This window comes from Streptomyces sp. NPDC002690, from assembly GCF_053592415.1.
Window position 1 is genome coordinate 18,657 of sequence record NZ_JBSFVR010000018.1, and the last position, 18,624, is coordinate 37,280.

The window sequence follows — 18,624 nt, forward strand, 5'->3', positions numbered from 1 at the left end:
TCCCCGGCCGACCGGCCTCGACAGACATCGCTCAACGGTCCACTTTCTCACCCGTCCCGGACGGGTCCCCGCTTTCCGGCCCGGTGTCCGGTGTCGGGTCACTCGGCTGCTCGGGTTCGCCGCCGCCGCCTTCCGACGTGTCGCTTGCGACGGCGCGCTTCCGGTGGTTGTACATCCTCACACCTGCCAGGACGAGAAGCAGCAGGCCGCCGGCGATCACCAGCAGAACGGTCGGCGTCAGCTCGGAGACCTTCACGGTGAAGGTCATCTCGTCGCCGTAAGGAGTCCCGTCCTGCGTGAAGAGGCGGGCCTTGATCTGGACCTGACCGTTGACGTTGGCGTCCGCGTCGAACTTCACCGACTGGCTGTGTCCGCCCGCGATCGCCACCGGCTGCTGCGCGACCGCGCCCCCGTCGTTGAGCTTGAGACGCGTGGCGTTGTCCGAGGTCAGCCGGAGTACCAGATGGTCGACCCCCTGCAGCAGCTGGTTCTGCACGGTGACCGGGATCGTAGCGCTACGTCCGGAGAGGGTGACGTCCGACTTGGTGATCAGGTTCACCTGGCCGACGAGTCCCTGGAGGTAGGTCCGTACCGCGTCACGGTATTTCTGGGCCTCCAGAGGCTTTCCCCGCCAGGAGGTCGACATGGAGCGGTTGATGGCGTTGCCGAACGGGGTCACCACCCGTTCGGGCTGGGTCAGGATCACCTGGAAGCTGTTCAGCGAGTCCTGGGTCCCCCTGATGTCCTGGAATGCCTGAGTGGGCAGTTCCTGACTGCGGAGCTTCTTCGGGTACGCCGACGAGCCGGGCACCTTGGTGGTCGCGTCGGCGTCCGGTTTCACCTCGGCGGCGGCCACCAGGTCCAGCGGCTCCGTCCAGCGGTCGTCGTCCAGCGCCTGGAGGGCTCGCGCCATGGTCTGCGCCTGCGCGGCGGTGGGCATCCGCTGAGGGGCCACCACGATGCTGCGTTCCTTGTCCTCGTCCTGCTTGGTGAGAGCCAGGGTCTGGGAGAGGAAGTTCTGGACGGCGAGAGTGGAACGTTCGCCCCCCGTCATGTCGCCGCCGAAGACGGTGGAGAGACGGTAGTCGGCCACCACGGCGCTCGTACCGCCACCGATGGGCCGGGCCGCTGTCGGCGTGTAGAGCAGGTTGGCGGTCTCTTCGAGGCTGTCGCTGCGGGCGATCACCTTGTGGGCTCCGGCCGAGGTGGCGACGTCGACGATCGACGGATCGATGGCACCGTCCACGGGCCATGCGAAGTCGGTGGTCGGCGTGGTGTGCAGGACCGTCTCCACCGTGGTCGTCGCCGCTTCGGTGGCGGTCTGCAGATGGCTGAGGGTGCCCGAGACGTTCTTGCCCCGGTGCGCGATGGACGCGAGGTCGGGGTCGGCGAACGGGAGGGCGACGATCTTGTCGCCGTTCACGGCCTTCTGCAGGGCGTCGAGCCACTTCTTCGCGACGTCCTGGTGGGTGCCCGGGACCGTGGTGTCCCCGGACTTGACCCGGTAGGTCCCCGCCATCGCGTCGACGCTCGCCAGCAGGTCCGGATCGATCACCCAGGTCACCGGCAGATCGCTGCCCAGGGAGACGAGCTGTTCCAGCCGGCCTCCGGGCTCCAGTTCGTCCGCCAGCTCGTCGTCCTGGAACACCGGGGTCTGCTGCTCGTCCGAAGCGGTCTCGGCCGTGATGTGCGCGGAGGCGATCAGCGGCCAGAGAAAGGTGAGCTTGGACTTGGCGTCACTCTCCTCCGGCTCCCAGGGGAGGAACGTGCGCTGAATGCCGAGGACGCGCTCGTAGGAGCTGCTGGACGTCTGGCCCGTCAGGGAGACGGCCAGCTGGTAGACGCCGGCGGAGTCCAGCGGCAACTTGTCGACGGGGACGGAGATCGAGAAGTCCTGGCTGACGCCCTTGCGGAGCGAGGACACGTCGAGGGTGTACGGATCACCGAGCGGTTCCGCGTCCACACCCGGCAGATAGCCGGTCCGCTTGGCGTTCGCATCGATGGAGGAACGCCCGGAGAGCCTTGGACCGACGCGGAGGTCCACCTCGGCGTCGTCGATCGTCTCGCTTCCCCTGTTGGTCAGAGTGCCGGAGACGACCAGTGTGTCCCCGTCCACCGGAGCGCTGGGGGAGAGCGAGTTCAGTGAGACGTCGACCGTGCTGGAGACGGCGGGGGCCTTCTCCGCCGGGCCGGTGGGCGGAGCCGCTGCCGCCGGACCGGCCAGCAGACCGGTCACCAGGGGCACCCCCAGCATCACGGACGCTGTACGCCTCATCCACCGGCGAGCAGGAGAGGGAGGTGTCCCCTGAGAGTCTGCCGCCTCGGCCACGCGTGTACCCGTCCCTCGTCGTCGTCAGCTGGGGTGTCGATCGCTGTCGGTTCTGCGTCCCCGCATGGTAACGAGGTGCGCTGTGGCGGAGTGCTCCGGACCGCCCCTCATGATCGGCAGAGTCTCGCAGGGCTCCCGGAAACGATGACGCCCGGGCCGGTCGGTGCACGTACCCTTTTCTGTTGTGCCGAACGCCAACGAAGACAAGTCCAGCGCCCTGAGCCAAACGGAGCCCCGTGGGGCGGGCGAACCGCTGCGGGTCTCCCCCGTCGCCGATGAGCTCGCCCGCCGCTTCGAGGAAGCGGGGTTCGCCCTCGCCCTGGTCGGTGGCTCGGTCCGGGACGCGCTGCTCGGGCGGCTCGGGAACGACCTCGACTTCACCACCGACGCGCGCCCGGAGGACGTACTCAAGATCGTCCGCCCCTGGGCCGACTCGGTCTGGGAGATCGGGATCGCGTTCGGCACGGTGGGCTCGCAGAAGGACGGTTACCAGGTCGAGGTCACGACCTACCGCTCCGAGGCGTACGACCGGGCCTCCCGGAAACCCGAGGTCTCCTACGGAGAGTCCATCGAGGACGATCTGGTCCGCCGGGACTTCACGGTCAACGCGATGGCCGTCGCGCTTCCGCAGAAGGAGTTCATCGACCCGCACGGCGGAATGAAGGACCTCGCCGACCGGGTCCTGCGTACTCCTGGAACCCCGGAAGCTTCTTTCTCCGACGACCCGCTCCGCATGCTGCGGGCCGCACGGTTCGCCGCGCAGCTCGATTTCGAGGTGGCTCCCGAGGTCGTCGAGGCCATGACGGAGATGGCGGAGCGCATCGAGATCGTCTCGGCGGAGCGCGTCCGGGAGGAGCTCAACAAGCTGCTCCTCTCCGAGCACCCCCGCAAGGGGCTGGGGCTGCTGGTCGACACGGGACTGGCCCGGTACGTGCTGCCGGAACTGCCGGCGCTCCGGCTGGAAAGTGACGAGCATCACCGTCACAAGGACGTCTACGAGCACTCCTTGACCGTGCTGGAGCAGGCGATCGACCTGGAGGAGAACGGCCCGGACCTCGTACTGCGGCTGGCCGCCCTTCTCCACGACATCGGCAAGCCCCGGACCCGGCGCTTCGAGAAGGACGGCCGCGTCTCCTTCCACCATCACGAGGTGGTCGGCGCCAAGATGGTCAAGAAGCGGCTGACGGAGCTGAAGTACTCCAACGACATGGTCAAGGACGTCTCACGGCTGGTCGAACTCCACCTGCGCTTCCACGGCTACGGCGACGGTGAGTGGACCGATTCCGCGGTCCGCCGGTACGTGCGCGATGCGGGTCCCCTGCTGGAGCGCCTCCACAAGCTCACGCGTTCGGACTGCACCACCAGGAACAAGCGCAAGGCGAACGCGCTCTCGCGGACGTACGACGCTCTGGAGGAGCGCATCGCACTGCTCCAGGAGCAGGAGGAACTGGACTCCATCCGCCCCGACCTGGACGGCAACGCGATCATGCGGATTCTGGATGTCGGCCCGGGGCCCGTCATCGGTCAGGCGTACGCGTTCCTGCTGGAGCTGCGACTGGAGAACGGCCCGATGGGCGAGGAGGCCGCTGCCGCGGCTCTCGTCGAGTGGTGGAGGACCCAGGGCTGAGCCCACGCCCCGCCTTCGTGGCTGTGTTTCACGTGAAACATGAAACGTGAGACACAGCCACGAACGGTGAGGCCGGTCGGACGGCGATGTTTCACGTGAAACACGAGCTGGACGCGCTCTGTCAGGAGGCGGTGGCGGTAGTGCGTCGCCATCGGAACATCGTCACGGCGACGACCGCGTACAGCACCGCCACTCCGGTCACCACGAGGACGGACCTGCCGTCGGGCGGCAGCAGGAGCGCGGAGACGCCCGCCGCGCTCACGAATGCCACGTTGAACAGCACGTCGTAGAGGGAGAAGACGCGCCCTCGGTACGCGTCGGCCACCGACGTCTGCACCACCGTGTCCGTCGCGATTTTGGAACCCTGAGTCGCCACGCCGAGCACGAACGCGGCGACCATCATCGGAGCGAGAGCGAAGGGCAGGCCCAGAGCGGGCTCCAGAACGGCTGCGGCTCCCGCGCAGGCGACGATCCATCCGTACCGGCCAAACCGGCTCACGGCCCAGGGCGTCACGACCGCGGCGATGAAGAACCCCGCTCCGGAGATCCCCAGCGCCAGCCCGAGCAGCGCCAGCCCCTCGGACTCGTCGTCCGACCAGGTGTAGCGGCAGAGCATGAGCACCATGACGGTCAGCGCCCCGTAGCAGAAGCGGAGAACCGTCATGGCGATCAGCGCACGGCCCGCGTCTTTGCGATCCACCAGATGCCGCATCCCCGCGACGAGCCCGCGTGCGGTCACGCCCATCGCAGCGCGCAGGCGCATCACGCTCTCCCGGGCGTCAGGTCCCAGTAGCTTCCGGGGCAGGGTCAGGGAGACCAGAGCCGAGAACAGATAGAGCAGCGCGCCCAGCAGGACCACCGCGGCGTCGGAGTCGTCGGCCAGCAGACGGACGGCGAAGGCCAGTCCGCCGCCTGCCGTGGCCGCCAGCGTTCCGGCGGTCGGGGAGAGCGAGTTGGCGAGGACGAGGCGGTCGGCGTCGACGACGCGGGGCAGGGCGGCGGAGAGCCCGGCCAGGACGAAGCGGTTGACCGCCGTGACGCAGAGCGCCGACGCGTAGAAGAGCCACTCGGGCACCGAGCCGAGGATGAGCAGCGCGGTACAGCAGGCGAGGGCGGCTCTGAGCAGGTTTCCGTGGAGGAAGATCTGGCGGCGCGGCCAGCGGTCGAGCAGTACGCCGGCGAACGGACCGACGAGGGAGTAGGGAAGGAGCAGGACCGCCATGGCCGAGGCGATGGCACCGGCCGACGCCTGCTTCTCGGGTGAGAAGACGACGTGTGCGGCCAGCGCGACCTGGTACACGCCGTCCGCGGCCTGGGAGAGGAGCCGCACGGCGAGGAGGCGACGGAAGTTCCGAAGGCGCAGGAGTATGCGCAGATCACGCGCGACAGCCATGTGAGCAAGGGTCACATACGCCGAAGGTCCCCGAGCGCGCGGGCTCGGGGACCTTGTACGTCAGGCGTGTGAGGAGGCGTTACCGCACCCGCTCACGGCCGCGCTGTCAGCCGTTCGGCCGGATCAGCGCTCGACCTCGCCGGCGATGAACTTCTCGACGTTCTCACGGGCCTCGTCGTCGAAGTACTGGACCGGCGGGGACTTCATGAAGTACGAGGACGCGGAGAGGATCGGGCCACCGATGCCCCGGTCCAGGGCGATCTTCGCGGCACGGACGGCGTCGATGATGACACCGGCCGAGTTCGGGGAGTCCCACACCTCGAGCTTGTACTCGAGGTTCAGCGGGACGTCGCCGAAGGCACGGCCTTCGAGGCGGACGTACGCCCACTTGCGGTCGTCCAGCCACGCCACGTAGTCCGAAGGACCGATGTGGACGTTGTCGGCACCGAGCTCGCGGTCCCGGATCTGCGAGGTGACGGCCTGCGTCTTCGAGATCTTCTTGGACTCCAGGCGCTCACGCTCGAGCATGTTCTTGAAGTCCATGTTGCCGCCGACGTTCAGCTGCATCGTGCGGTCCAGGACGACGCCCCGGTCCTCGAAGAGCTTCGCCATCACACGGTGCGTGATGGTCGCGCCGACCTGCGACTTGATGTCGTCACCGACGATCGGGACACCGGCCTCGGTGAACTTGTCCGCCCACTCCTTGGTGCCGGCGATGAAGACCGGGAGGGCGTTGACGAACGCGACCTTGGCGTCGATGGCGCACTGGGCGTAGAACTTCGCCGCGACCTCGGAACCGACGGGGAGGTAGCAGACGAGAACGTCGACCTGCTTGTCCTTGAGGACCTGGACGATGTCCACGGGGGCCTCGGTGGACTCCTCGATCGTCTGGCGGTAGTACTTGCCCAGACCGTCGTGGGTGTGGCCGCGCTGGACGGTGATGCCGGTGGTGGGCACGTCCGCGATCTTGATGGTGTTGTTCTCGCTGGCACCGATGGCGTCCGCGAGGTCGAGGCCGACCTTCTTCGCGTCGACGTCGAAGGCAGCGACGAACTCGACGTCGCCGACGTGGTACTCGCCGAACTGGACATGCATCAGACCGGGCACCTTGCCGGCCGGATCGGCGTCCTTGTAGAACTCGACGCCCTGCACCAGTGAGGCGGCGCAGTTGCCCACGCCGACGATGGCTACGCGAACCGAACCCATTCCGGTTGCTCCCTGTGTGTAATGGTGGTCCCGACGAAGTCTCCCGCGATGTGCGGGGACTTCATCAGGCGGTGTCATCGGACGGATCCGGCGGGGTGTCAGCCCGGCGCCGGGGCAGGCCGCCCGTTTCCTCTGCTGTGTCCTGCTGAGGGAAGCCCCCGGGGGCGGACCGTCGCCGGTCCCGTCCCGAGCGCTCGCTCTCGATGAGCTCGTTCAGCCAGCGCACTTCGCGCTCCACGGACTCCATGCCGTGTCGCTGCAGCTCAAGTGTGTAGTCGTCGAGTCGTTCACGGGTGCGGGCGAGAGAGGCTCGCATCTTCTCCAAGCGCTCTTCCAGCCTGCTGCGCCGGCCTTCCAGGACGCGCATCCGTACATCGCGTTCCGTCTGGCCGAAGAAGGCGAAGCGAGCGGCGAAGTGCTCGTCTTCCCAGGCGTCCGGCCCGGTGTGCGAGAGCAGCTCCTCGAAGTGCTCCTTGCCCTCCGCCGTCAACCGGTACACGATCTTCGCCCTGCGCCCCGCGAGTGAAGAGGCGGGCGCCGCGAGATCGGCCGGGGCGGTGCTCGGCTCCTCGATCAACCAGCCACTGGCGACAAGCGTCTTGAGGCAGGGATAGAGAGTGCCGTAGCTGAAGGCACGGAAGATACCCAGCGAGGTGTTGAGGCGTTTGCGCAGCTCATAGCCGTGCATCGGGGACTCGCGGAGCAATCCGAGGACAGCGAATTCGAGGATGCCGGAGCGCCTGCTCATCTTCGCCTCCTCCGCTGCCGGGTGGTCCCGTGATGTCCGACCGGCTTACTTATGCCGCCCTGATGTATCGACTCGATACATCAGCACGATAGATCGGTCCGCAGGGTTCGACAAGGGCTACCTTCGTGAACGGCGTCACATCGCTAATTCGTAGCAAGCGACTTGCGTCATTTGGGGTGAAGTTCGGCCCTAGATGGGTTTTGACCGTGCGTAGTCTGTCCGGCATGCAGATCACCGGAACCGTGAGGCGTCGCCGTGCGTCAGTCTTCGCGGACTGCCGGATGTACTGCGGGTGAGCCTTCCGCAGGGCCTGTCCGCAATTCGGGGGGACCGGATCTCACCTGCCGCTTCCAGGCGCTCTCGCCTGCCCGAGGAGTAGTCGTTCGATGAGCGAGCACCGTCGTAAAACGCCTCAACCGCAAGACGGGGGGCGTGCCGCGGCCCGACGAGCCGCGCCGCAGTCAGCAGGACGCCGCACCGAATCATCACACAGAGTGACGGACGAGTCACCTTCCGGCTCATATCCCGAAGAACGACCGCCAGGCGGCCGCGCCGAAGCGCGTCGTGCCGCTCAGCGTGGGGGCCGGCGGCGCGGGGCCGAGGGGCCCGGTACCGGAGGTCCGGGCGGAGGAGGAGGTGGCCGACGCCGCGGCGGAGGTGCCGAGGGCGGCCCCGGTCGAGGCCGCGGGGACGGGCGGCCGGGCAAGAAGCGGATCATCGACTACCCGCGCTACGGCAAGTACGGGTTCAGGCGTTGGGTGCCGTCCTGGAAGCTGGTCTCCGGCCTCTGCCTCGGTTTCCTCGGGATGCTCATGGGCATTGCGGGCGTCTCGTACGCGCTGGTGGAGACCCCCGAGGTCAGCTCGGCGGCCAAGGCGCAGAACAACGTCTACTACTGGGCCGACGGCTCGCAGATGGTCGCGACCGGCGGTGAGGTGAACCGCCAGGAGATCAGCTACGCGCAGATCCCGGCGGCGATGCGCAACGCCGTGATCTCCGCCGAGAACAAGTCGTTCGAAACGGACCACGGCATCGACCCGATGGGTATCGCCCGAGCCCTGTTCAACATGGCCAAGGGTGGTGAGACCCAGGGCGGGTCGACCATCACCCAGCAGTTCGTGAAGAACTCGATGCTCACCCAGGAACAGACGGTCAGCCGCAAGTTCAAGGAACTCTTCATCACGCTCAAGGTGGGCAGCAAGATGAAGAAGAACGACGTGATGGCGGGGTACCTCAACGTCTCGTACTACGGCCGGGGAGCCTCCGGACTCCAGGCAGCGGCACGCACGTACTACGGCAAGGACGCCACCGAGCTGAATCCGAGCGAGTGCGCCTTCCTGGCCACCCTGCTCAAGGGCGCCAGCTACTACGATCCTGCCGGTGCTCCCGAGGTGGACTCGGTGCAGGCGACCGCCGAGAAGAACCTTGAGCGCGCCACGAAGCGCTGGAGCTGGATCCTCGACGAGGAAGTCAAGGACGGCAGCCTTGCCGCGGCGGAGCGGGCCAAGTACACGAAGTTCCCGATGCCGGACGAGCCGAAGAAGAGTGCGCAGCTCAGCGGTCAGACCGGCTACCTGGTGGACCTCGCCAAGAGCTACTTCCTGAGCAACAACACGAGGGGCATCGACTCCGACACCCTGGCCCAGGGCGGCTTTGAGATCCACACGACCTTCGACAAGAAGAAGGTCCAGCAGCTCAACACCGCCGTCAAGAAGGTCTACGACGAGAACATCGACCCCAAGAAGCGCCCCACGAAGGACAGCCACGTCCAGTTCGGCGGCGCTTCGGTGGACACCGCCACCGGTGCCATCATCGCCATCTACGGCGGTGAGGACGCGACCAAGCACTACACGAACAACGCCAACCCCACGGGTGCGCAGGTCGGCTCGACCTTCAAGCCGTTCGTGCTCGCGGCCGCCATGGAGTACGGCAAGCGAGACCCCGATCTGGGGGAGCAGCAGAGCGACGCCGAGCGCACCCCGGTCTCCCCGAAGAGCATCTACAGCGGCAAGAACGAGCTGAAGATCGAGAACTACAAGGGGACGCCCTGGGAGGACGAGGACGGCAAGCAGTGGCTCCAGACCAACGACGACCACATCTCCTACGGCGACGTCGACCTGCGGTACGCCATGCAGGAGTCGATCAACTCCCCCTTCGTCCAACTCGGCATGGACGTCGGTGGGGACAAGGTGAAGGAAGCCGCCATGGCGGCGGGCCTGCGCGACGACGAGTACATGGCCAACGACAGTGTTCCGTCGTTCTCCATCGGTACTTCCTCGCCGAGCGCGATCCGCATGGCCGGTGCGTACGCCACGTTCGCCACCAGCGGCAAGCAGAACGAGCCGTTCTCGGTCACTGAGGTCAAGCAGGGCGGTGAGGTCGTCTACCAGCACGCGAAGAAGACCAAGACCGCCTTCGAACCCGCCGTCGCCGACAACGTCACCGATGTCCTGAAGAACGTCGTCGAGAGCGGCACGGGTACTTCCGCGCAGCTTCCCGGCCGTGCGGTGGCGGGTAAGACCGGCACCACCGACGACAACGTCTCGGCCTGGTTCGTCGGCTACACCCCGCAGATCTCGACCGCCGTCAGCATGTACCGCCTGGACGACAACGAGAAGCACAAGGACCGTACCTTCGAGTCGATGTTCGGCACCGCCGGCAAGGAAAAGATCCACGGAGCCTCGTTCCCGGCGCAGATCTGGCACGACTACATGGTCGGCGCGGTGAAGGGCACGAAGGTCGTGGACTTCCCCAAGCCCGACCCCATCGGTGAGAAGGTCTACGGCGGCGGCGCGAGCCCCAGCCCGACCCCCTCGCCGAGTGCCAGCAGCGCGTCGCCCACGCCGTCCGAGACGCCGACGGTGGAGCCGACGCCGTCGACCATGTCCCCCACGCCGTCGCCCAGCGACACCTGTACCACCTGGGGCTGGAACACCTGCGCTCCGGACGCGGCGACCGGAACGGGGGCGGACGGCGGTACGGACACGACCGGTACGACGGACGGCAGTGATACCACCGGGACGACGGACGGCAACGCCGACACCGGCACGAATTCCAGTTCCAACGGCAATGGCAACGGCAACAACTCCAGCAGCTCCACCGGGTTCATCACCACGGGAGGCGGCGGATAGCCGAACCCGCCTCCGGGCCCGGACCCGGGCCGTGTGCGAGGGCCGTCCTCACCCAGCCGGTGCGGGCGGCCCTCCGCCGTGTCCGGCGGTCTCCCGCCTCCCGCACAGCCCGGTACGGCAGGATGTGGCGCATGCCAAGCGCAGAAGAGACCACCGAGGACCAGGAGCGTCCCGTCGCACCCACCCGGCAGGACGAGATCGCCGCCGCCGGGGCCGGGTTGATCGGCGGACCGGCGGGCCGGTTCGCGCGGTTCGGCGGTGGAGGACTGACGGCCGTGCGGGTGGTCGCCCTGGTGGCGATCGGGATGTTCGCGCTCGGCATGGTGCAGAAGCTCCCCTGCTACAACTGGGCGTGGTTCAGAGGCACCAGCTCGCAGTACACCCATGCCTGCTACTCCGACATCCCCCACCTCTTCGTCGGCCGGGGCTTCGCGGACGGGCTACTGCCGTACTTCGACCAGTTCGGCGGCGACATGCAGTACCTCGAATACCCGGTCCTGACCGGGTTGTTCATGCAGGTCGCCTCGTGGCTCACGCTCACCCCGGACAGCGACCCGATGCAGCAGCGCGAGCAGATGTACTGGCTCGTCAACGCCGGCCTGCTGATGATCTGCGCGGTCGTGGCGGCCGTGTGCGTCGCGCGCACCCACCGCCGCCGTCCCTGGGACGGGCTGCTGGTCGCACTGGCGCCCGCCTTCGCGCTCACCGCCACGATCAACTGGGACTTGCTGGCCGTCGCCCTGACCGCGGCCGCGATGCTCATGTGGTCGCGGGGGAAGGTGGTCGCCTTCGGTGTCCTGATCGGACTGGCGACGGCGGCGAAGCTGTATCCCGCCCTGCTGCTCGGACCGCTTCTGTTGCTCTGCTGGCGCGCGGGCAAGTGGCGGCCGTTCCTCGTCGCCGCGTTCTCGGCCGCGGTCGCCTGGCTGGTGGTGAACCTGCCGGTGATGCTGTACGCCTTCGACGGGTGGAAGAAGTTCTACACGTTCAGCCGCGAACGCGGCATCGACTTCGGGTCGTTCTGGCTGATCATCACGCAGCGCGCCGGGCGGCCCATCGAAGCCCCCGTCGTGAACGTGGCCTCGGTGGTGCTGATGGGGCTCTGCTGCCTCGGCATCGCGTCCCTGGCGCTGGTCGGGCGACGCAGGCCGAGGTTCGCCCAGCTCGCGTTCCTCGTGGTGGCGGCCTTCGTCCTGACGAACAAGGTCTACTCGCCGCAGTACGTGCTCTGGCTGATTCCGCTTGCCGCGCTGGCACGACCGCGCTGGCGCGACTTCCTGATCTGGCAGGCGTGCGAGGTGCTGTACTTCCTCGGCATCTGGATGTACCTCGCGTACACGAGCAGCGGGGACAAGCACCAGGGACTGCCGCAGGACGGCTACCAGTTCGCCATCGCCCTGCACCTGCTGGGCACGCTCTACCTCGTCGCCCTGGTCGTGCGGGACATCGTCCTGCCGGACCGGGACGTCGTACGGCAGGACGGCGCGGACGATCCCTCGGGCGGAGTGCTCGACGGGGCGCCGGACGTGTTCGTACTGGCGCCCATGGGCACTCGGGAGATCGAGGACGAGGCGTTCTGGGGCGAGCCGGCCGACTGGGGAGCGGTACGCGGCGGCGGGTCCGGCGACTGACCGGTCCCGCCGCGGAGGACCGCCGGCGCTCAGGCCGTGTCTGAACCTTTCCCGTCGGGCGGGCGGTGCCCGGCACGGCCCGGGCCGTGCCGGGGGTCCGTCAGCGCTCGACGAGACGGTCGAACTGCGTGGTGGTGTGCCGCAGGTGCGCCACGAGTTCGTCGCCGACCCGCGGTTCCTGGGCGTCCGACGGCACGAACAGGATCGACACCTGCATGTGCGGCGGCTCGGCGAACCAGCGCTGCTTGCCCGACCAGACGAACGGCGACAGGTTGCGGTTGACCGTGGCCAGTCCGGCCCGGGCGACGCCCTTGGCGCGCGGCATCACGCCGTGGAGTGCCTTGGGAGCCTCGAGGCCGACCCCGTGCGACGTGCCGCCGGCGACGACCACCAGCCAGCCGTCCGACGCCGCCTTGCCCTGCCGGTAGCCGAACCGGTCGCCCTTGACGACGGGCGTCACGTCCAGCACGGCACCGCGGTACTCGGTGGCCTCGTGGTCGCCGAGCCAGAGCCGGGTGCCGATACGTGCGCGGAAGCGGGTCTGCGGGAACTGCTGCTGCAACCGGGCCAGTTCCGCCGCCTTGAGGTGGCTGACGAACATGGTGTGCAGGGGCAGCCGGGCGTTGCGCAGCCGGTCCATCCAGCCGATGACCTCTTCCACCGCGTCCGACCCGTCGGTGCGGTCCAGCGGGAGGTGCAGTGCGAAGCCTTCGAGACGTACGTCCTCTATGGCGGAGTGGAGCTGTCCCAGCTCTTCCTCCTTGACCCCGTGGCGCTTCATCGAGCTCATGCACTCGATGACGACCCGGGCGCCGACGAGGCCGTGCACCCCGTCGACGGAGGAGACCGAGCGGATCACGCGGTCGGGCAGCGGGACCGGCTCCTCGCCCCGCCGGAACGGCGTGAGGACGAGCAGGTCGCCGCTGAACCAGTCCTTGATCCGGGCGGCCTCGTACGTCGTCCCGACCGCCAGCATGTCCGAGCCGAAGCGGATGGCCTCGTCGGCCAGACGCTCGTGCCCGAAGCCGTACCCGTTGCCCTTGCAGACCGGCACGAGCCCCGGGAACTGATCGATCACGGACTTCTGGTGCGCCCGCCAGCGCGCGGTGTCGACGTAGAGGGAGAGCGCCATGGCCGGCCCGGAACCTTTCTGGTGGCTGCGGTGTGTCTGAGATCGCAGAACGTACGGAGATGTCAACGGAGCGGACGGGGCCGGTCGTTCGCCGGGCCCGGGTGCGTCAGCGGCGCGACATGTAGATGTCGAGTGCCTTGTGCAGAAGCTTGTTGAGCGGGAAGTCCCACTCACCGACGTACTCGACGGCTTCCCCGCCCGTACCGACCTTGAACTGGATCAGGCCGAAGAGGTGGTCGGTCTCGTCCAGGGAGTCGCTGATGCCGCGCAGGTCGTAGACGGTCGCGCCCATCGCGTACGAGTCGCGCAGCATGCGCCACTGCATGGCGTTGGAGGGCCGGACCTCGCGGCCGATGTTGTCGGACGCGCCGTAGGAGTACCAGACGTGTCCGCCGACGACGAGCATCGTCGCGGCGGAGAGGTTGACCCCGTTGTGGCGGGCGAAGTACAGCCGCATCCGGTTGGGGTCCTCGGAGTTGAGGACGGACCACATGCGCTGGAAGTACGAGAGGGGGCGCGGACGGAAGTGGTCGCGCACGGCGGTGATCTCGTACAGCCGCTGCCACTCGGCGAGGTCCTCGTAGCCGCCCTGGACGACCTCGACACCGGCTTTGTCGGCCTTCTTGATGTTGCGGCGCCACAGCTGGTTGAAGCCCTTGAGGACGTCCTCCAGGGAGCGGTTCGCGAGAGGCACCTGGAAGACGAAGCGGGGCTGCACGTCGCCGAAGCCGGCGCCGCCGTCCTCGCCCTGCTGCCAGCCCATCTTGCGCAGCCGGTCCGCGACCTCGAAGGCACGCGGTTCAATGACCGTCGCCTCGACGTCCCGCAGGCGCTTCACGTCCGGGTCCTGGATGCCGGCCTTGATCGCGGTGGAGTCCCAGCGTCGGATGACGACCGGCGGCCCCATCTTCACCGAGAAGGCGCCCTGCTGCTTGAGGTGGGCGAGCATCGGCTGGAGCCAGTCGTCCAGGTTGGGCGCGTACCAGTTGATGACCGGGCCCTCGGGGAGATAGGCGAGGTACCGCTTGATCTTCGGGAGCTGTCGGTACAGCACAAGTCCGGCGCCGACGATCTGACCGTTGTTGTCGAACCAGCCGAGGCTCTCCGACCGCCACTCCGTCTTCACGTCAGCCCACGCCGGGACCTGGCAGTGACTGGCCGCGGGCAGGCTCTGGATGTACGCCAGATGCTGCTCGCGGCTGATGGTCCTCAGGGTCAGGCTCATGCGGGGCGCTCCTCGGCAGGTGTGTCCCCATCGGTCAGGGGCTCCGGCTCTCGCGCCGAAGCCTACTGTGAGCGGGGAGCGCCCGTTCTGGCCCGTACGGCACTTGGCCGCGAGCCGGTGGCGTACGGGCCCCGGCGGAGCTGCCGCCGGGGCCCGGGTACGACGTGACGGGTCAGCTGATCACGCTGCCGAAGAGGCCTCCGTGGGCCATTCCGAGGTAGAAGCCCACCGCGGAGGAGCCCAGCCCCATGATCAGGGCGAACCGCTCCCAGGTGGTCCTGGACACCCACATCCCGTAGCCGCCGGTCAGAATGCCGATGAGCCCGGCCCACGAGCTGAGCAGGTGCAGGTTGTGGAACATGGCGGTCACGAAGGCGAGGACACCGAGAACCCCGGTCACCACCATCAGGGCGTCCTGGAGGGGATGGGGCCTGCCGTCCGTGGCGAAGAGGGAGCCGGTGGGGCGGTTCCGCGGGCGGGTATGCGCTACCTGGGCCATGAAAATGCCTCCTGCCGAAGGGGCGGCGCGCTGAGACGCCGCTCACATCCGATATGTACAGATTGCGCATCCTTGGCCCAGGATTTCAACCCGGGGGTTCATGGCAGGTAGTCTGTACGGTCTGCACCGGTGTCTGCCTTGAGCCTGCCCGGCGGCCCTCCTTCCGAGGCGCCTGTCGAGCTCGCTGTTTCACCCGACGGACACCGATGCGTACGCATCACGACCCTCCTGCCACGGAACGACCGTGGCCGCTGAGTCCAAAGGAGGTGGGTTCCACATGCGTCACTACGAAGTGATGGTCATCCTCGACCCCGATCTGGAAGAGCGCGCTGTCTCTCCCCTGATCGAGAACTTCCTCTCCGTCGTCCGTGAGGGCAACGGAAAGGTCGAGAAGGTCGACACCTGGGGCCGTCGTCGGCTCGCCTACGAGATCAAGAAGAAGCCCGAGGGCATCTACTCGGTCCTCGACCTGCAGGCCGAGCCTGCGGTCGTCAAGGAGCTCGACCGACAGATGAACCTGAACGAGTCGGTCCTCCGGACCAAGGTCCTCCGTCCCGAGACCCACTGAGCTTCTAGCTCAGCGGTCATCGGGTTCGAGTAGCAGCCAGCAAGCAATCCCCGCCGAGAGGTTCATCCATGGCAGGCGAGACCGTCATCACGGTCGTCGGCAATCTCGTCGACGACCCCGAGCTGCGCTTCACCTCTTCCGGTGCGGCGGTCGCGAAGTTCCGTGTCGCGTCCACACCGCGCATCTTCGATCGGCAGACCAATGAGTGGAAGGACGGCGAAGGCCTGTTCCTCACCTGCTCGGTCTGGCGTCAGGCGGCGGAGAACGTCGCGGAGTCGCTTCAGCGAGGCATGCGCGTCATTGTGCAGGGCCGGCTGAAGCAGCGGTCCTACGAGGACCGTGAGGGCGTCAAGCGCACGGTCTACGAGCTGGATGTCGACGAAGTCGGCCCCAGCCTGAAGAGCGCCACGGCCAAGGTCACCAAGACCGCCGGTCGCGGTGGTCAGGGTGGCCAGGGCGGCCAGGGTGGATACGGCGGCGGCCAGCAGGGCGGCGGCAACTGGGGCGGCGGTCCCGGTGGCGGTGGCCAGCAGGGCGGCGGCGGCGCTCCCGACGCCGACCCGTGGGCAACCGGCGCACCCTCCGGCGGCCAGCAGGGCGGGGGCCAGGGCGGCTGGGGCGGAAGCTCCGGCGGTTCCAGCGGCGGCGGCTACTCGGACGAGCCTCCTTTCTAGGTCCGGCTCGTACCCCCACTTCTTGATCACACAGGAGAAACACCATGGCGAAGCCGCCTGTGCGCAAGCCTAAGAAGAAGGTCTGCGCGTTCTGCAAGGACAAGACCCAGTACGTGGACTACAAGGACACGAACATGCTGCGGAAGTTCATTTCCGACCGCGGCAAGATCCGTGCCCGCCGCGTTACGGGCAACTGCACTCAGCACCAGCGTGACGTCGCCACGGCAGTCAAGAACAGCCGTGAGATGGCGCTGCTGCCCTACACGTCCACCGCGCGATAAGGGAAGGGTGACGCAAAAATGAAGATCATCCTCACCCACGAGGTCACTGGCCTCGGTGCCGCCGGCGACGTCGTCGACGTCAAGGACGGATACGCTCGCAACTACCTGGTCCCGCGTGGCTTCGCCATTCGCTGGACCAAGGGTGGCGAGAAGGACGTGGCGCAGATCCGCCGCGCCCGCAAGATCCACGAGATCGCGACGATCGAGCAGGCCAACGAGATCAAGGCCAAGCTCGAGTCCGTGAAGGTTCGTCTGGCTGTTCGCTCCGGCGACGCCGGCCGCCTCTTCGGCTCCGTCACCCCGGCCGACGTCGCTTCGGCGATCAAGGCTGCCGGTGGCCCGGAGGTCGACAAGCGTCGCGTCGAGTTCGGTTCGCCGATCAAGACGCTTGGCGGACACCAGGTGTCCGTGCGCCTGCACCCTGAGGTTGCGGCGCAGCTCGGCGTCGAGGTCGTCGCTGCCTGAGGCAGTGCTCGTACGAGTTAGGTGAAGGGCCGTACCCCGCGGGGTACGGCCCTTCGTCGTCCCACGTCTCATGGCTCACGTTTCATGTTTCGCGTTTCACGTGAAACGTGCGCTTCTGCGTGGGCTGCCGGTGTTTCACGTGAAACATGGCGTTTCACCCGTGTGTCCGGCGCTCCCCCGTGCACCCGGTATCTCCTGCGTCCCGCGCCCTGGATCAGCGGGTGGCACCGGTGACCAGCCACCGACCCGAGCGGGCTCGCAGCCACAAGGTGATGAGCCGCACGGCCATCATCAAGTCCATGGCCCACCAGAGTGCGGTGAGCCCGCCCCCGAGGGTGGGGATCAGCAGGGCGACCGGGGCGAAGACGGCCAAGGTGACGAGCATGGCCAGAGCCAGATAGCGCCCGTCCCCGGCGCCCATGAGGACGCCGTCCAGGATGAAGACGACACCGGCGATCGGCTGGGAGACCGCCACCACCAGCAGTGCGGGCAGCAAGGTGTCCCGTACCGACGAGTCGCTGGTGAACAGCGGGATGAAGAGCGGCCGGGCGAGAACGATGAGCGCGCCGAGCACCACCCCTGCGGCGAGGCCCCACTCCACCATTCGCCGGCATGCCTCCCTCGCGCCCTTCGTGTCGTCGGCGCCGAGGTAGCGCCCGATGATCGCCTGGCCGGCGATGGCGATGGCGTCCAGGGCGAAGGCTGTGAGGGTCCAGAGCGAAAGGACGATCTGGTGGGCCGCGATGTCCACGTCCCCGAGTCTTGCGGCGACCGCGGTGGCGATGACCAGGACCGCGCGCAGGGAGAGCGTACGGATCAGCAGCGGAACCCCGGCCCGAGCGCTCGCGCGGATGCCCGCCGCATCCGGGCGGAGCGATGCCTTGTGCCGATGGGCGCCCCGGACGACCACGACCAGATAGGCCGCGGCCATGGCCGTCTGCGCCATCACAGTGCCCCAGGCCGATCCCGCGATGCCCAGGTCGGCGCCGTAGACCAGGACTGCGTTGAGGATCGCGTTGGCGGAGAACCCGCCGATGGCGACGTACAGCGGAGTCCGGGTGTCCTGGAGTCCGCGCAGGACCCCGGTTGCCGCCAGAACCACCAGCATGGCCGGTATCCCGAGAGTCGAGATGCGGAGATAGGTGGTCGCGTAGGGAGCCGCTGTCCCGGAGGCGCCGAAGAGGTCGACGATCCATGGTGCGGTGGGAAGTACGGCGGCGACCACCAGGGCGCCGAGGAGGAGGGCGAGCCAGATACCGTCCATGCCCTGCCTGATGGCGGAGGCGAGATCACCTGCTCCGAGGCGGCGGGCGACGGCGGCGGTGGTGGCGTACGCGAGGAAGACGAAGACGCTGACGGCGGTCGACAGAAGGGCGGCTGACACCCCGAGCCCGGCCAGTTGCCGGGTGCCGAGATGACCCACGATCGCGCTGTCGACCATGAGGAAAAGAGGCTCGGCCACGAGCGCGCCGAAGGCGGGCACGGCGAGTGCGACGATCTCTCGGTCGTGGCGTCTGCGGCCTGATGTCGGTGTCGCGGGGGCCTTGGTCATGAGAGCCAATCCAATCTTCCACAGGTAATACACGCAAGCCCTTTGTGATCCTTACTATCGCAGGGTCTGTGCGCTGGACCACGCGCCGTTCGCGGTGATCTTGATCGAAGCGGGAAAGTTTTTCTCCCCCACAGTCAGTGGACGGAGAAATGCCAGGTCAGGG

The 18,624-nt window shown here is 67.8% G+C and carries 15 protein-coding genes; 7 read left to right on the forward strand and 8 right to left on the reverse strand.

The features are described from left to right. Positions 1 to 31: 31 nt before the first annotated feature. Positions 32 to 2,329 carry a DUF6049 family protein gene (locus ACWD3D_RS04650; protein ID WP_451459460.1) on the reverse strand — a complete coding sequence of 766 codons (2,298 nt, stop codon included), beginning with the start codon at positions 2,327 to 2,329 and terminating at the stop codon, positions 32 to 34. 184 nt (positions 2,330 to 2,513) lie between these two features. Here ACWD3D_RS04650 and ACWD3D_RS04655 point away from each other — a divergent pair, with 184 nt between their 5' ends. After that, positions 2,514 to 3,956, forward strand: coding sequence for a CCA tRNA nucleotidyltransferase (locus tag ACWD3D_RS04655; protein ID WP_451459461.1), 1,443 nt, complete (start codon positions 2,514 to 2,516; stop codon positions 3,954 to 3,956). Between the two features lie 121 nt (positions 3,957 to 4,077). Here ACWD3D_RS04655 and ACWD3D_RS04660 read toward each other — a convergent pair whose 3' ends face one another. The 3 genes from ACWD3D_RS04660 to ACWD3D_RS04670 all read right to left on the reverse strand — a co-directional run bounded on the left by ACWD3D_RS04660 (position 4,078) and on the right by ACWD3D_RS04670 (position 7,303). Beyond that, positions 4,078 to 5,349 (reverse strand): MFS transporter, encoded by a 1,272-nt coding sequence (locus ACWD3D_RS04660; RefSeq protein WP_451459462.1) that lies wholly within the window; start codon positions 5,347 to 5,349, stop codon positions 4,078 to 4,080. Positions 5,350 to 5,472: 123 nt separating this feature from the next. Then, the gene (locus ACWD3D_RS04665; RefSeq protein WP_451459463.1) at positions 5,473 to 6,555 is read right to left on the reverse strand and encodes an inositol-3-phosphate synthase; all 1,083 of its coding nucleotides are present in this window, start codon (positions 6,553 to 6,555) and stop codon (positions 5,473 to 5,475) included. A 64-nt stretch (positions 6,556 to 6,619) separates the two neighbouring features. After that, positions 6,620 to 7,303: a helix-turn-helix transcriptional regulator gene (locus ACWD3D_RS04670; RefSeq protein WP_451459464.1), complete on the reverse strand. Its 684-nt coding sequence runs from the start codon at positions 7,301 to 7,303 to the stop codon at positions 6,620 to 6,622. A 386-nt stretch (positions 7,304 to 7,689) separates the two neighbouring features. On the opposite strand from ACWD3D_RS04670, the gene ACWD3D_RS04675 reads away from it, so the two are divergent. Together ACWD3D_RS04675 and ACWD3D_RS04680 are read left to right on the forward strand one after the other, a co-directional pair. Continuing rightward, positions 7,690 to 10,434, forward strand: a complete 2,745-nt coding sequence (locus tag ACWD3D_RS04675) for a transglycosylase domain-containing protein (protein WP_451459465.1) — start codon at positions 7,690 to 7,692, stop codon at positions 10,432 to 10,434. A 131-nt stretch (positions 10,435 to 10,565) separates the two neighbouring features. Beyond that, positions 10,566 to 12,065 (forward strand): glycosyltransferase family 87 protein, encoded by a 1,500-nt coding sequence (locus ACWD3D_RS04680; protein WP_451459466.1) that lies wholly within the window; start codon positions 10,566 to 10,568, stop codon positions 12,063 to 12,065. Between the two features lie 100 nt (positions 12,066 to 12,165). Here the strand turns inward: ACWD3D_RS04680 and ACWD3D_RS04685 are convergent, their stop codons facing one another. The 3 genes from ACWD3D_RS04685 to ACWD3D_RS04695 all read right to left on the reverse strand — a co-directional run bounded on the left by ACWD3D_RS04685 (position 12,166) and on the right by ACWD3D_RS04695 (position 14,921). Next, positions 12,166 to 13,197, reverse strand: a complete 1,032-nt coding sequence (locus tag ACWD3D_RS04685; RefSeq protein WP_451459467.1) for an alanine racemase — start codon at positions 13,195 to 13,197, stop codon at positions 12,166 to 12,168. Positions 13,198 to 13,303: 106 nt separating this feature from the next. Further along, on the reverse strand, positions 13,304 to 14,422 hold the full coding sequence (locus ACWD3D_RS04690) for a lipid II:glycine glycyltransferase FemX (protein ID WP_451459468.1): 1,119 nt from the start codon (positions 14,420 to 14,422) through the stop codon (positions 13,304 to 13,306). Positions 14,423 to 14,594: 172 nt separating this feature from the next. Next, positions 14,595 to 14,921, reverse strand: coding sequence for a hypothetical protein (locus ACWD3D_RS04695; protein WP_451459469.1), 327 nt, complete (start codon positions 14,919 to 14,921; stop codon positions 14,595 to 14,597). 277 nt (positions 14,922 to 15,198) lie between these two features. Here ACWD3D_RS04695 and rpsF point away from each other — a divergent pair, with 277 nt between their 5' ends. The 4 genes from rpsF (at position 15,199) to rplI (ending at position 16,909) form a co-directional block, all read left to right on the forward strand. Further along, the gene (rpsF, locus tag ACWD3D_RS04700; RefSeq protein ID WP_266706588.1) at positions 15,199 to 15,489 is read left to right on the forward strand and encodes a 30S ribosomal protein S6; all 291 of its coding nucleotides are present in this window, start codon (positions 15,199 to 15,201) and stop codon (positions 15,487 to 15,489) included. A 68-nt stretch (positions 15,490 to 15,557) separates the two neighbouring features. Next, positions 15,558 to 16,163, forward strand: a complete 606-nt coding sequence (locus tag ACWD3D_RS04705) for a single-stranded DNA-binding protein (RefSeq protein WP_451459470.1) — start codon at positions 15,558 to 15,560, stop codon at positions 16,161 to 16,163. A gap of 44 nt (positions 16,164 to 16,207) precedes the next feature. Beyond that, positions 16,208 to 16,444: a 30S ribosomal protein S18 gene (gene rpsR / locus ACWD3D_RS04710; RefSeq protein WP_003967857.1), complete on the forward strand. Its 237-nt coding sequence runs from the start codon at positions 16,208 to 16,210 to the stop codon at positions 16,442 to 16,444. Positions 16,445 to 16,462: 18 nt separating this feature from the next. Continuing rightward, entirely contained in the window at positions 16,463 to 16,909 is a 447-nt protein-coding gene (gene rplI / locus ACWD3D_RS04715) for a 50S ribosomal protein L9 (protein ID WP_266706586.1), read from the forward strand. A gap of 214 nt (positions 16,910 to 17,123) precedes the next feature. On the opposite strand, the gene ACWD3D_RS04720 is transcribed toward rplI, so the two are convergent. Next, positions 17,124 to 18,461 (reverse strand): MATE family efflux transporter, encoded by a 1,338-nt coding sequence (locus ACWD3D_RS04720; protein WP_451459471.1) that lies wholly within the window; start codon positions 18,459 to 18,461, stop codon positions 17,124 to 17,126. Positions 18,462 to 18,624 lie beyond the last annotated feature (163 nt).

Bases quoted from the DNA above. Each gene is read 5' to 3' on its own strand.
- rpsR (WP_003967857.1), top strand. From the start codon at position 16,208: ATGGCGAAGCCGCCTGTGCGCAAGCCTAAGAAGAAGGTCTGCGCGTTC.
- ACWD3D_RS04690 (WP_451459468.1), bottom strand. From the start codon at position 14,422: ATGAGCCTGACCCTGAGGACCATCAGCCGCGAGCAGCATCTGGCGTAC.
- ACWD3D_RS04680 (WP_451459466.1), top strand. From the start codon at position 10,566: ATGCCAAGCGCAGAAGAGACCACCGAGGACCAGGAGCGTCCCGTCGCA.
- ACWD3D_RS04670 (WP_451459464.1), bottom strand. From the start codon at position 7,303: ATGAGCAGGCGCTCCGGCATCCTCGAATTCGCTGTCCTCGGATTGCTC.
- ACWD3D_RS04665 (WP_451459463.1), bottom strand. From the start codon at position 6,555: ATGGGTTCGGTTCGCGTAGCCATCGTCGGCGTGGGCAACTGCGCCGCC.
- ACWD3D_RS04695 (WP_451459469.1), bottom strand. From the start codon at position 14,921: ATGGCCCAGGTAGCGCATACCCGCCCGCGGAACCGCCCCACCGGCTCC.
- ACWD3D_RS04705 (WP_451459470.1), top strand. From the start codon at position 15,558: ATGGCAGGCGAGACCGTCATCACGGTCGTCGGCAATCTCGTCGACGAC.
- rpsF (WP_266706588.1), top strand. From the start codon at position 15,199: ATGCGTCACTACGAAGTGATGGTCATCCTCGACCCCGATCTGGAAGAG.
- ACWD3D_RS04675 (WP_451459465.1), top strand. From the start codon at position 7,690: ATGAGCGAGCACCGTCGTAAAACGCCTCAACCGCAAGACGGGGGGCGT.
- ACWD3D_RS04685 (WP_451459467.1), bottom strand. From the start codon at position 13,197: ATGGCGCTCTCCCTCTACGTCGACACCGCGCGCTGGCGGGCGCACCAG.
- ACWD3D_RS04660 (WP_451459462.1), bottom strand. From the start codon at position 5,349: ATGGCTGTCGCGCGTGATCTGCGCATACTCCTGCGCCTTCGGAACTTC.
- ACWD3D_RS04720 (WP_451459471.1), bottom strand. From the start codon at position 18,461: ATGACCAAGGCCCCCGCGACACCGACATCAGGCCGCAGACGCCACGAC.
- rplI (WP_266706586.1), top strand. From the start codon at position 16,463: ATGAAGATCATCCTCACCCACGAGGTCACTGGCCTCGGTGCCGCCGGC.